The organism is Streptomyces aureus, assembly GCF_000725495.1.
Lineage (GTDB): Bacteria > Actinomycetota > Actinomycetes > Streptomycetales > Streptomycetaceae > Streptomyces > Streptomyces aureus_B.
In genome coordinates this window covers 103,345-115,579 of record NZ_JNZD01000006.1, presented here as the reverse complement: position 1 = coordinate 115,579, position 12,235 = coordinate 103,345, and the positions used below count along the sequence as shown (strand labels likewise).

The window sequence follows — 12,235 nt, the reverse complement described above, 5'->3', positions numbered from 1 at the left end:
CCTTCTGACAGTCAAGAGGCGACGGAGAGTCGCCCTTTCCGCGGAGGAGGATTCTCGATGAGAGCGCTCACTCGCGTTCACCGACTCGTGGCCGGTGCTGCCGCGACCGGACTCCTGGCAGGCGGTGCTGCCCTGGGCGTGGCGGGCACGGCGTCCGCATCGGCGCCCACGTCCGCACCCGCTGCCGTGGCCGGCCAGCACGTGGATCACGGCGGGCACCACTGGGTGAAGGGCCACTGGGAGAAGAAGTGGGTCAAGGGCCACTGGGAGAAGAGGTGGACCGACCACCGGTCGTGGCACCACGGCTACCGCGACCACCACGGTCACTGGCACCACAGCTACTGGGAGAACGGCTACACGTGGGTCTACGTTCCCGGTCACTGGGTCTGGTACTGGACCGACGGGCACTGGGACTGACCCGACCCGCACGTGCGTCCTTCGCTCGCCGGAGCTCAGCGACGGCGGGCGAAGGCTTGTTCCGGCGCACGGGGCAGTGACCGCGATGACCGGAAGCAGCCCAACCGGGTAATCCGTTGCGGAATGCGTGCCGGATTGGTTTTGCGGCTCTTTTCGCCTGATCCGGTGAAGGACCAATCCGCCCGCGGGTGCTGAACCGGATTCCCCGCGTGAGGGACGTTGGAGAGAAGGATCAGCGAGTACGGCTGTCGCGTCTGGCGCTGGGGGTGCTCAGCGGGGCGTTGGCCGGCTTCGCCGCGCTCGCGGTGGCCGAACTGGTCGCGGCGGGGGTGCGGCCGCAGGCCGGTCCGGTCGTCGCGGTGGGCGGTGCGTCCATCGACGCGACGCCCGCCGGGGTCAAGGACTGGGCGGTGCGCAACTTCGGCACCGACGACAAGCTCGTCCTGCAACTCGGCATCCTCGGCGTGCTGGCCGTCCTCGCGCTGGCGTTGGGTGTACTGGCGCTGCGGTTCCGGCGAGCCGGAGCCGCAGGGGTCCTTCTCTTCGGCGTAGTAGGGGCTGTTGCCGCCGTCAGCAGGCCCGACTCCACCGGCCCCGCCGACGCGCTGCCGTCCGTCGTCGGGGCCGTGGCCGGGGCACTGCTCCTGTACGTACTGGTGTGCCGTCTGACGACGGCGAAGCGGGCACCGGCACCGGATCCCGGGACCCGGGAAGCGGGTGAGGATTCACCCGCGTCCGAGGGCTGGGACCGGCGGGGATTCGTCCTGGTGGCCGCCTCCGCCGCGGCGGCCTCGGCTGTCGTCGGCGCCCTCGGCCGGTCGCTGAACGCCTCGCGCGGCCAGGACGCGGTCTCCTCGCGTCGGAACATCGTTCTGCCCCCTCCCCGGTCGCCCGCGCCACCGGTACCCCGGCGCGCCGGCCTGCGTATCCCCGGGATCAGTCCCTTCATCACCGCGAACGGCGACTTCTACCGGGTGGACACCGCGCTGGTGGTGCCGAAGGTGGACGCCACCAGCTGGAGTCTGCGCGTTGATGGCAAGGGGGTACGCCGACCGGCCACCTACTCCTTCGACGACCTGCTGCGCAGGGAACTGATCGAACGGGACATCACGCTGACCTGCGTGTCCAACGAGGTCGGTGGCCCCTATGTGGGCAACGCCCGCTGGATCGGCGTTCCCCTGCGCGACCTGCTGGCCGAGTGCGGCGTGAAGCCGCCGTCCCGGGGAGGCCCGGCCGACCAGCTGGTGGCGCGCTCGGTGGACGGCATGACCATCGGCAGCCCGGTCGAGGACCTCATGGACGGCCGCGACGCGATGCTCGCCCTCGGCATGAACGGTGAACCGCTGCCCTTCCAACACGGCTTCCCGGTGCGGATGGTGGTGCCGGGGCTCTACGGATTCGTCTCGGCCTGCAAATGGATCGAGGACATCGAGCTCACGACCTTCGACGCCTACGACCCGTACTGGGTCAAGCGCGGCTGGGCCCGCCGCGCGCCGATCAAGACCGAGTCGCGCATCGACACCCCCAAACCCTTCGCCCGCCCCGCGGCCGGCACGGTGATGATCGCCGGCGTCGCCTGGGCACAGCACCGGGGCATCGACGCGGTCGAGGTACGCGTCGACGACGGGCCCTGGCGGCAGGCGCGGCTGGCCGACGAGGACACCCATGACACCTGGCGTCAGTGGTCGATTCCCTGGCAGGCCACCCGGGGCACCCACACGCTCACGGTCCGGGCCCGGGACCGCACCGGCGCCGTCCAGACCGTCCGACGCACCCGCACGATCCCCGACGGCGCCAGTGGCCGGCACTCGGTCGTCGTGACCGTCGACTAGCCCTCCGTCTCCGGCCCTTGAGCCTTTCGGCCCTCCGCCTCTGGCCCTTGGGCGTTTCGGCCCCACGAACCACATGTCCGCGACACCCCGAACGCAGCCGCATCGTGCTGCGTCGTTCAACAGGAGAAGAACATGATGAACACCCGTATCCGTCGCTCCACCGGCCTGTTCGCCGCCGCAGCCGTGCTGCCTCTGGCCCTGACCGCCTGTTCCAGCGGCAGCGGCGACTCGACCGCCTCCGACTCCTCCGCCAAGCCGGCGGCGTCCGCGACGAAGAGCGACGACATGACCGGCTCGGGCAGCACCGCCGCCGCCGGCATGGACCAGCCCTTCGGCCCCGCCTGTTCCTCCGTTCCGAAGAGCGGCGAAGGCTCCTTCGACGGCATGGCCAAGGACCCGAAGATCCTCACCTACCACGTCGTCGGCCAGAAGCTCACCCCGAAGGACCTGGAGAACGGCTCCTTCACCACCCTGGAGAAGTCGAAGCTCACGACCTCGGGCTCCGGTGAGTCGTACACGGTCAACGACTCCGCCAAGGTCGTCTGCGGCAACGTGAAGACCGCCAACGCCAACGTCTACATCATCGACACCGTCCTGATGCCCCCGAACTGACGCCCGCACCGCCGAGAAACAGCGGGTGGGGAACCTCCACAAAGAGGTTCCCCACCCGCATCGTCATGTCGGCACGCCCAGCAGGGCGACCGGTTCCGAGGTCGGCTGTTTCGATCCGCCCGTCGGCTCCACCGTGATGCCGACGGCTGAGGCGTCGTCGACCGCTCCCTTCAGGAGGACCGTCTGACTACCGCGGTCGGGGTCCATCAGACCGGCCGAGCGCATCTTCCCGTCGTCGGCGAACCACAGCTGGTACACCTTCCCGGCCGGGGGAGCCGCCATCCCGGACCCCAGGAACACGGCCTGGTCGCGGTCGGCCGAGACCACGATCGTGCCCGCACCGCCCGCCACGCGCGCCGAACGCGACGCGGCGTCGGGCGCGGTCAGCACGCCCGCGACGTCCGCGACGCGCTGCTGCGCCTCGGCCGTCTCGTGCCGGGCGTCCTGGGCACGTTCGTACTGCCATACGGCGCCCCCGCCGAAAGCGGCCGCGGCGGCCACGCTGGCGGCCAGCGCCCACCGGGCCGGACCCCGTCCGCGCCGCATCCCGCGCCGGACCCGCTCCAGCGGTGCGGTACCGGGCGGCACCTGCCGCACGGTGGTGACGCGCCGCAGTACCTGCTCGCGCATGACCGGGCGGGTGGACACCGTGGAGGCCAGGGCCAGACGTCCGGCGGTGGCCGTGAACTCCGCGACCTCCTGCGCGCACGTCTCGCACCCGGTCAGATGACGCTCGAAGGCGGCACGCTCCTCGCCGTGCAGCGCGTGCACCGCGTAGGCGCCCGTCAGAGCGTGCAGGTCCGTCGTGGTCATGCGGTCACCCCCAGGCAGTCACGGAGCCGGATGAGCCCGTCGCGCAGCCTCGTCTTGACGGTCCCGAGCGGCAGCGCGAGTGCGTGGGCGACCTCCCGGTAGGTCAGGCCGCGGTAGTAGGCGAGCGTGACCGACTGCCGTTGCAAGTCGGTCAGCGTGCGCAGACAACGCCGTACCTGTTCCTGCTCCAGCCGTCTCTCGACCTGTTCGGTCACCTCGTCGTACGCGGGCTGATGCTCGAGCTGGGCGGCCTTGGTGTCACGGGCGGCGGCGGCCTCCACCGACCGGACCCGGTCCACCGCGCGCCGGTGGGCGAGGGTGAGGATCCAGTTGATGGCCGTGCCCCGCTCGGGCCGGTAGCGCGGTGCCGTACGCCACACCTCCACCAGCACGTCCTGCGCCACCTCCTCCGACTGCGCGTGATCACGCAGAACGGCCCGGGCGACACCGAGAACGGAACCGGCCACGGCGTCGTAGACGGTGGCGAACGCCTCCTGATCACCGAGCGCCACCTCGTGCAACAGGCGCTGCAGGTCCGGTTTCGGGGACGGATGCCTGCCGATGTGTACTGGTTCCTTCACGACGTTTCTCCCGCGTGCGAGACAGACCGGACCATTCACGCATAATCCGAAGCTGCACGAGCGGCGGATTGGTCGGGGCCGTCCGCTCCGGGAGGCCGTCCCGTGGAGAAGGGGGGTACGCCGACGGCCAGGGCGGGAGCCGCGGGTGTCAGATCCCGTCCACCCGCGCCACGGTGAACGGCGTCTCCGGCACACCCGGGCCCATCGGGCCGCCCTTGTCGAACTGCGACCGCACGACCAGCAGCCGCCCGCGGTCGCGCACCAGCGTGGTCGGTATCTGCAGCGCGGGGTCGGTGAACCGCCGCTCCAGGCGGGCCGAGAGTCCGTCCGGCGACAGCCGCCAGCGGCTGATCGTGTTGGCGGAGTTCTGCGCGGCCCAGAGCGTGCCGTGAGCCAGCTCCAGTCCGTCGCCGGCACGCAGGTCGCCGCCGGTCAGGGCGACTTGCGCCACGGCCCCGGTGGCCACGTCCACCCGGTAGAGGCCGCCCCCGGTCATGTCGACGGTGAACAGCCGGTGTCCGCCGGAATCCGCGACGATGCCGTTGAGCGTGAAGGCTTCCGGCTGCTGCGGATCCCGGACCCGGCTCAGGTCGTACGCGGGCGTCATGGTCCCGCGCACCCCGCGCGAGACCTCGGCGGCGGTGACGCGATAGATCACGGCGCGCGTGCTGTCGGTCAGATAGGCCGTGCCGTCGGGACCGAGGGCCAGGTCGTTGACGAAGCGGGGCGCGTCACCCGGCACCGCGAAGCGGGCCACAAGGGACCGGTCGCGCAGGTCGTAGACGTCGACCCCGGCGGTCGAGTCGATCACCCACAGCCGTCCGTGCCGGTCGGCCTTGAGCCCGTTGGCGGTGGCCCGCCCGTCCGCGCCCGGCGGCAGGAACACCTCGGCGGCGTGCTTCCCACGGGCGGCGCGGTACACGGCGCCGTTGGTGTACGAGCCGACGTACACGTCGCCGGTGCGGGGATCGAGGGCGATGCCTTCCGGGTAGGCGCGGTCGTCGGGGAGCGTGAAGGCGACCGAGATCCGGGGCCCGGTGGCCGCGTGCGCCTGGGGCGCGGCAACGGTCGCGGCCAGGGCGGCGGTGGCGGTCAGGAAGGTACGGCGGTTCATCGAGCGGGACACGGTATGCCTCTCGGTTCGGGTACTCACTGGATGACGAACCAGAATCTAGATTAGAGCTCTAATGATCGTCAATGCATTAATGACTTGCCCCGGGCCGGCCGGGCTCGACGTGCGGGAAGGGCATTAACATGCGCAGATGACGACGTCCATGCCCGCCTCCGAGCGCCTCGGCTCCCACCTCAAGCGGGCCGAACAGGCTCTCGGCGCGACCAAGAGCGCGGTCCTGAAGCCGGCGGGCCTGACGGTCGCGCAGTACTCCGCGCTGCTCCACCTCTCGGGCAACTCCGGCATCAGCGCGGCGGCCCTCGCCCGGCTGTGCGGCGTCACCCCGCCGACCATGAACACGGTCCTGAAGAACCTCCAGGAACGCGCCCTGATCGAGCGCACCCCGCACGAGTGGCACCGCAACGTCCTGGAGACCCGGCTCACGGACGAGGGCCGCGCCGTGATGGCCGACGCGGACGCGCGGGCGGTGCGGGTGGAGCGGGCGCTCGCGGCGGAGTTCACGGACGCGGAGCGGGCCGAACTCGTCGCCCTGCTCGGCCGGTGCGTGGCCGTCCTGGAGCGGGAACGCCCCTGAACGGCGGTGCGTCGTGCCGCCCGGGTCCTGCCCGGACCGCGGGGCCGCACCCGTCGTACCTCCACAACGCGAGGGACGCCCTGACGCCGGGTCAGCAGACCCGGCGTCAGGGCGTCCCTGTCACCGTAGCTCTCACCGAGCCTTCGGGGGTGCGCTAGTAGCGGGCCGAGGCTTGCTCCTGGAGGAGGGCGGTGATCTGGTTGACGTCGTTGAAGATGCTGATGAAGCTGTTGATGTCCTTGGTCGCGGCTCCGTTGACCCCGACGAAGAAGGTCAGCAGACGGCCGTCGTTCGTCCGCAGGTAGCCGGCCTCGTTCTGCGCGGTGGCGGCGAGCTCCTGGTTCAGCTCGTCGGCCGCGATGATCGTGCCGGGCTTGGCGAAGACCTTGCCCTTGGCCGGGCAGTTCGTGCAGGAGATCGCGTTCGAGCCGTCGACACCGAGGATCGGGAGCAGCCTGCGGAAGGCCGTGGCGTCGGGGGTGTGCAGCCAGTACGTCAGGAGCTCGACGAGACCCCTGGGAGTGACCCGCTCGCCCGGCGTGCCGCCGCGCCCGTCGGCGAGCTGGAACTGCTTCGGGTCGATGTGCGCGACCCTGGTCAGGAAGTCGTGCTCGATCGGGAACGCGTCGAAGCAGTTCTTGCTGCCCCGGACGACGGCCATGTTGCACAGGGCCAGGTTGGCCCCGAGGTTGTGGCTGACCTTGAGGATCAGCTTGGCGTACTGGCTGTAGGGCGGGGAGACGTACGCGGCGACGCGCGGGTCGTTGCGGTAGTTCGCCGGCAGCTGCTTCTGCGGGTTGGGGCCGGTGGGACGGGCGCTGACGGTGACACCGGCGCGTGCGAGGGCCTCGATCAGCGCGGTGCGGCCGAAGGCGTTCGGGTCCTGGATGCCCGAGACCCGCAGCAGCGGCTGCGTACCGGCGGCGATCGTGCCGGAGAGGCGGATCCTCGTGCCGTCGGGCGAGGTGGTCACGTTCACGGAGGTGGTCCCGCCGCGCGCGACCGTCCGCACGGTGGAGGTCACCTGGTACGGCGCGACCTGCGGACGCCAGAACAGCTTCGCGGGCCGGCCGGGCGTGGTCGGGGTCGTCAGCAGGTCGATCAGGTTGTCGTTGAGGATCAGCGGCGTGGGCTGCGGGTCCAGATCCGGGAGGTTGAACAGACGCGGATCGATGATGACGTTGCCGTCGACCCGGGTGATGCCGGCCCTGCGGATCTGCCGGGCGATCTGGTTAATGCCGGCGAGGGGGTTCTCGGGGGTGAGGGTCGCGCCGGGGATCGCGGCCTCGGTGTGGTCGATGTCGGTGTAGTCCACCGAACCGTCGGGCTTGGTGCGCCCGCCCATGGTCAGGTCACCCTGGGCGACCAGCGCCAGGTTCCCGTGCAGGGTCGAGCCGGTGCGGGTGCCGGTCGCCATCACGGGGGTGGTGAAGCGGTGGTTCGGGCCGACGGTGCGCCAGGCGGTCGACATGGTGACCAGCTTGACCGTCGAGCCGGGGACGAAGAACTGGTTCGCGAACTGGGAGTGGATCACCCGCCCGTTGGCCGGGTCCGTCTCCAGCACGCCCCACTGCGCGTGCTTGTAAGGGGCCTTGTGCATGATCGCCTCGATGGCGGGCCCGAGGTTGTCGCCGTGCGCCGCCGCCGGGGGACCGGCCGCGGCCGCTCCCGTCAGCGCCACGAGTGTCGCACCGGCGGCGGACCAGGTCCGCAGCCGGCCAGAGATCATCGGTCTCATGCGTTCCGTCATTTCTGGAGTCGAGGGAGCCCGCTGCGCACCGGTCCGAATGACACGGGACGAGCCGGGGCATTCCTGGCCGCATCGTAGGGAAACGAACCACGAACGCTTCGTTGATCGGCGCCGGGGTCGCAGCGTGGGCGAGGAACGTCATCCAGTCGGTCGATCGCCGGCGACGGGAGGGGCGTCGCTCCGGCCGGCCGGCCGGCCGGCGGGCCGGGAGGGGACGGGACGGGACGCGTGTACGGAACACGTGTACGGAACGCACGTACAGGACTCGCGTACGGCGCTCGGGTGTGGGTGCCAGAGGATGCAGCGCGCCCCGCGCGGGCGTGATGGGGGCCGTACGTGTGTCGTGTGGACCGCACGTGCGCCAGGCGGGCGTACTACCTGGGCGACGGGGCGTTCTTCTGTGCGACGGGGCGCGTTCTTGAGCATTTGAGGCGTCGTTGACCGAACGGGCGCCCACACGAGATGCGGGCCGTGGCGTGATGCCACGGCCCGCACCGGATCGTTCGGCCCGGCCCGCAATGGGCGCCGGGCTCCGCGTCAGGGGGTCTTGTTCAGCTTCGCGATGGCCTTCGCGAGGCCGTTGACCCAGAGCTGGTTGACGCGGGAGCGCTCGGCCGCGTTCGGGTAGCGGTTGGTGCAGGACGTACCCGGGCCGCCACCCGACATGAGCTCGCTGCACGGACCGCTGTAGTGGTCCGGCAGACCCAGCACATGACCGGTCTCGTGGGCGGTGACCCGGATCGAGTCGTACTGCCGGTTCTGCGCGTAGTCCAGGAAGATGTAGCCGCCGCCGTGGCCGTTGGTGGAGGCGTACGACCCGCGCGAGTCGTTGCCCTCGTAGTAGCTGAAGTCCGCACCGCTCGACGTCGACTGGAGCTTGACGTTCGACACGGAGCTGTTCCAGATCGAGGCGGAACTCGATATCTGGGAGCGGAAGCTGGGCGCCTGGGAGGCGTTGTAGTAGACCGTGACCGACGCCAGCGAGGGGTTGGCCGCCTGCTTCTTGGCCACCGACTTCAGCACGGCGTCGAAGAACGCCTTGGTGTTCGAGGTGTCTTCGGCCGAGCCCGCGTAGCGGGCGGTGGTGACGGCGGTGGACGCCGCCGTGTGCTCGGGGGCCGGCGCCTCGCTCGCCGGTCCGGCGGTACCGAGAGCCGCGGACGCCAGACCGAGACCGAGCGCGAGGGCCGTGAGTCTCCTGGACGTCTTCGACTTCCTGGGGGAGGACAACATGGGGGGTGCTCCTACTCGTTCGTGTGGGGTGGTGAACGATTGGTTCAGCAGGAGTGTCGCGGAGGTCTATGGGGTCGCGGGTAATGGCAATCGGGGATAGCGCGGAGCTATCCCGGACCAACTCGTCTGCGTTCGTAGCGATTTGAACATCTGGTGTGTCCTGTGGGGTCTCACTTACCCTTCCCGGATGGAGCTCGAGGTGAGGCATTTACGCGCCCTGTGCGCGATCGCCGACTCGGGCAGCTTGCACAAGGCCGCCCGTGAACTCGGTGTCGCCCAGCCGTCGTTGAGCGCCCAGTTGCGTCGCATCGAGCAGGCTCTCGGCGCGCCGCTCTTCGTCCGCGGAGGCGCGGGCTGCCGTCCCACGCCGCTGGGCCACGCCGTGCTGAGCCGGGCCAGACCCCTCGTCGCCGAACTGGCCGCGATCGTGACGGAGACGCGGGCGGCGGTGGCCCGTGCCGCCGACGAGCACACCCTGCGGATCGGTGCCACGGCGAGCCGTGCCCTGCCGGGCTGGCTGCGCCGGTTGCGCGCCCGCGTTCCCCGGACCGACCCGACCCTGCGGATGGATGTGTCCGCGAACTCCCTGCTGCGGATGGTCGCCGGAGGGTGGCTCGAACTCGCCTTCGTGCACGAGGTCGAGGGCAGTCCCCTGTGCGTCCCGCCCGGGCTCTGCGTGCGCGTCCTGGTCGAACGCGAACCGCAGTTCGTCACGCTCGCCCCCGATCACCCCGCCGCCCGGCGGTCCGAGGTGCGTCTCGCAGACCTGGCCGACGACCAGTGGATGGTGGACTCCACGGTGGACGGCGAATGGGACGGCCTCTGCCGGGTCCTGCGCGAGGCGGGGATCGAACCCGACATGCTGCACGGCGACTACCTCACGGCGTACTCCCTGGCCGCCACCGGCGAGGTCGTCACGGTCAGCCAGCCCACCGCCCTGCCGCGCCCCGACGTCGTGGCCCGCCCCCTGCACGGCGACCCGATCGGGGTGCGACTGCTGCTCGCCGCCCGCTCCGAGGCCGAACTCGACCACGGCTACGAGGAGTTGGTGGACGCCTACTGGGAGGTGGCCCGCCAGGCGCCCACGTACCGGGCGTGGCTGGAGCGTTCGGGATCGAGGGAGTAGGGCACTGTCGGCAGTGGTGGCCGCACGGGGCGGTGCTGCTCACCCGCAGTGTGTGTGCCCCCGTGCTGTGCACCTGCCGTGCCTGTCCTACGAGTGCTGCGCACCCGGCGAGCGTGCCGACCCCGGTGCTGACACCACCCGTGTGTGTCCCACCAGTGCGGCGCACCCTCGACGTGTGCTCACCGACACCACGCGAAAAGGGCCGCACCCGGTCGGGGTGCGGCCCTTCGTCACGGACGGCCCCGGCTCACGCGAGCCGGTGAGGCACCGGTGCCCGTGAGACAGGGGATCCGCTCACGCCAGGGCGAACTTCTGGGCCCCGGAGCCGTTGCAGTCCCAGATCTGCAGTCGGGTTCCGTTGGCGGTGGCCCCCGACGGTGAGTCGACGCACCGGCCGGTGGTCGGGTTGGACAGCGAACCGTCGGCGTTGGAGACCCAGTTCTGGTAGCCGCCGCCGTTGCAGGTGGCCAACTGGAGCTTCGTGCCATTGGCGTTGGCACCACCGGCGATGTCCAGGCACTTGCCCAGCGTCCGCAGGGTCTGGCCGCTCCAGGTCCACTTCTGGTCGAGGGAGGTCGCCTGCTGGCAGTCCCACAGCTGGACGGCGGTGCCGTCGCCGCCGTTGTCGTCACCGGCCACGTCCACGCACTTGCCGCCCGGTCCGTAGATCGGGGCGCCGATGGCGAACTTCTGGGCGCCGGAGCCGTTGCAGTCCCAGATCTGCAGCCGCGTGCCGTTGGCGGTGGCGCCCGACGGTGAGTCGACGCACCGGCCGCTGGTCGGGTTCCGCAGCGAACCGTCCGTCTGCCGCACCCAGTTCTGGTAGCCGCCGCCGTTGCAGTTGGCGAGTTGGAGCTTCGTCCCCCCGGCGCTGTTGCCGCCGGCGATGTCCAGGCACTTGCCGAGGGTCTGGAGCGTCTGGCCGCTCCAGGTCCAGTGCTGGTCCTTGGCCCCCGACTGGCAGTCCCACAGCTGCACCGCGCTGCCGTCGCCGCCGGTGTCGTCACCGGCCACGTCGACGCACTTGCCGCCCGGACCGGTGATCGTCTGGCCGCTCACCGAACCGCCGCCGCCACCTCCTCCGGAGCCCGGCCCCTTGTTGTAGACGGCCACCGAGTCGATCACCAGCTTGCCGCCGGAGACCGTGGCGGCGTTCGGACCCCCGCCGAAGGCATCCGGGAAGCCGCCTCCGATCGCCAGGTCGTAGATGATGAAGAACGGGTGGTCGACCGCGTCGGCCCAGGTGGTCGCGTCCACCTGGTTGGCGTTGACGGTGAAGAAGTTGTTCCCGTCGAGGTAGAACCGGATCTGCTCCGGCGACACCGAACGGTCGATCTCCGCCGCGTAGTCGTGGAAGCCGGTCTGGCAGCCGGAGCAGGCGCGTTCACCCGAGCCGATGCCGGTCGACTCGTTGCACGGACCGCCCGGGTTCACCCCGCAGTGCAGGGTGCTGAACACGGAACTGCGGCCGTTGATGTCCTCCATGATGTCGACCTCGCCGGACTTCGGCCAGGTCACACCGTCGCGCAGCGGCGCGCCGAGCATCCAGAACGCCGGCCAGTAGCCCGCGCCGTTGGCGGTGTTCACGTTGGGCTGCTGGAGGACCGACTCGATGCGTACGACGCCGCCGGCCGCGGCACCGAAGCCCGCCGACTGGGTCTCCACCCGGCCGGAGGTCCATCCGGCCCGCGGGTCGGAACCCGAGTGCAGCGCCTGGAGCACCAGATGACCCTGACCGTCGTAGTAGACGTTCGAGGTGCTGCTGGTCATGGTCTCGATCTCACCGGTGCCGAAGTTGCTACCCGGTCCGGTGTCGTACTTCCACAGGCTCTGGTCGATGCCCGTGCCGGACGCGCCGTTGAAGTCGTCGCTCCAGGTGAGGGTGAAGCCCGAGGGGGTGGGGGGTACCGCGGCCTGGGCGTTCGGTGTCGCGGTGGCGGTGGCCGCCACCGTGGCCAAGACGACGGGAATGAGAGAGAGCGCTCTCTTCCACCGGCCGTGCCGCGGCTTTGCAACGGATAACTGCATGTGTCTTGACCTCCGAGGACAGGGCATGACCGTGTGTGTCCCGCTGTGTCACCTCTGGTGATCTCCACCGACGGTGAGCCGCGCACGCGCCCTTGCGGATCTGGATGACGACGAACAGGGCGAAGACCGGCCCCTGG

Annotated in this window: 11 protein-coding genes; 5 read left to right on the top strand and 6 right to left on the bottom strand. The window is 70.6% G+C overall.

From position 1 onward, the window contains the following. Positions 1-57: 57 nt before the first annotated feature. The 3 genes from IO36_RS13300 (at position 58) to IO36_RS13290 (ending at position 2,861) form a co-directional block, all read left to right on the top strand. Positions 58-417, top strand: a complete 360-nt coding sequence (locus tag IO36_RS13300) for a hypothetical protein (protein WP_037619687.1) — start codon at positions 58-60, stop codon at positions 415-417. Positions 418-626: 209 nt separating this feature from the next. Next, entirely contained in the window at positions 627-2,249 is a 1,623-nt protein-coding gene (locus IO36_RS13295) for a molybdopterin-dependent oxidoreductase (protein WP_051900453.1), read from the top strand. Positions 2,250-2,384: 135 nt separating this feature from the next. Then, positions 2,385-2,861, top strand: a complete 477-nt coding sequence (locus IO36_RS13290; protein WP_037619920.1) for a fasciclin domain-containing protein — start codon at positions 2,385-2,387, stop codon at positions 2,859-2,861. Positions 2,862-2,924: 63 nt separating this feature from the next. Here IO36_RS13290 and IO36_RS13285 read toward each other — a convergent pair whose 3' ends face one another. From IO36_RS13285 to IO36_RS13275, 3 genes are all read right to left on the bottom strand, one after another. After that, positions 2,925-3,674 carry an anti-sigma factor gene (locus IO36_RS13285; protein WP_037619686.1) on the bottom strand — a complete coding sequence of 250 codons (750 nt, stop codon included), beginning with the start codon at positions 3,672-3,674 and terminating at the stop codon, positions 2,925-2,927. Continuing rightward, the gene (locus IO36_RS13280) at positions 3,671-4,255 is read right to left on the bottom strand and encodes a sigma-70 family RNA polymerase sigma factor (protein WP_037619685.1); all 585 of its coding nucleotides are present in this window, start codon (positions 4,253-4,255) and stop codon (positions 3,671-3,673) included. The genes IO36_RS13285 and IO36_RS13280 overlap by 4 nt, the downstream gene beginning before the upstream one ends. 148 nt (positions 4,256-4,403) lie before the next feature. Next, positions 4,404-5,369, bottom strand: a complete 966-nt coding sequence (locus IO36_RS13275) for an SMP-30/gluconolactonase/LRE family protein (RefSeq protein WP_051900382.1) — start codon at positions 5,367-5,369, stop codon at positions 4,404-4,406. Positions 5,370-5,517: 148 nt separating this feature from the next. Between IO36_RS13275 and IO36_RS13270 the strand changes: the two genes are divergently transcribed. Further along, positions 5,518-5,961: a MarR family winged helix-turn-helix transcriptional regulator gene (locus tag IO36_RS13270; RefSeq protein ID WP_245173255.1), complete on the top strand. Its 444-nt coding sequence runs from the start codon at positions 5,518-5,520 to the stop codon at positions 5,959-5,961. Positions 5,962-6,115: 154 nt separating this feature from the next. On the opposite strand, the gene dacB is transcribed toward IO36_RS13270, so the two are convergent. Then, complete coding sequence (dacB, locus tag IO36_RS13265) at positions 6,116-7,699, bottom strand: D-alanyl-D-alanine carboxypeptidase/D-alanyl-D-alanine endopeptidase (protein ID WP_078943164.1); 1,584 nt, start codon at positions 7,697-7,699, stop codon at positions 6,116-6,118. Positions 7,700-8,248: 549 nt separating this feature from the next. Then, complete coding sequence (snpA, locus tag IO36_RS13260) at positions 8,249-8,944, bottom strand: snapalysin (RefSeq protein WP_037619681.1); 696 nt, start codon at positions 8,942-8,944, stop codon at positions 8,249-8,251. A 187-nt stretch (positions 8,945-9,131) separates the two neighbouring features. On the opposite strand from snpA, the gene IO36_RS13255 reads away from it, so the two are divergent. Next, positions 9,132-10,070, top strand: a complete 939-nt coding sequence (locus tag IO36_RS13255; RefSeq protein WP_037619679.1) for a LysR family transcriptional regulator — start codon at positions 9,132-9,134, stop codon at positions 10,068-10,070. 294 nt (positions 10,071-10,364) lie between these two features. Here IO36_RS13255 and IO36_RS13250 read toward each other — a convergent pair whose 3' ends face one another. Continuing rightward, positions 10,365-12,020, bottom strand: coding sequence for a ricin-type beta-trefoil lectin domain protein (locus IO36_RS13250; protein ID WP_245173274.1), 1,656 nt, complete (start codon positions 12,018-12,020; stop codon positions 10,365-10,367). Between the last annotated feature and the right edge of the window lie 215 nt (positions 12,021-12,235).

Excerpts from the sequence above, each read along its gene's own strand:
- IO36_RS13300 (WP_037619687.1), top strand. The coding sequence starts at position 58 with ATGAGAGCGCTCACTCGCGTTCACCGACTCGTGGCCGGTGCTGCCGCG.
- IO36_RS13290 (WP_037619920.1), top strand. The coding sequence starts at position 2,385 with ATGAACACCCGTATCCGTCGCTCCACCGGCCTGTTCGCCGCCGCAGCC.
- IO36_RS13285 (WP_037619686.1), bottom strand. The coding sequence starts at position 3,674 with ATGACCACGACGGACCTGCACGCTCTGACGGGCGCCTACGCGGTGCAC.
- IO36_RS13275 (WP_051900382.1), bottom strand. The coding sequence starts at position 5,369 with ATGAACCGCCGTACCTTCCTGACCGCCACCGCCGCCCTGGCCGCGACC.
- IO36_RS13270 (WP_245173255.1), top strand. The coding sequence starts at position 5,518 with ATGACGACGTCCATGCCCGCCTCCGAGCGCCTCGGCTCCCACCTCAAG.
- dacB (WP_078943164.1), bottom strand. The coding sequence starts at position 7,699 with ATGAGACCGATGATCTCTGGCCGGCTGCGGACCTGGTCCGCCGCCGGT.
- snpA (WP_037619681.1), bottom strand. The coding sequence starts at position 8,944 with ATGTTGTCCTCCCCCAGGAAGTCGAAGACGTCCAGGAGACTCACGGCC.
- IO36_RS13255 (WP_037619679.1), top strand. The coding sequence starts at position 9,132 with ATGGAGCTCGAGGTGAGGCATTTACGCGCCCTGTGCGCGATCGCCGAC.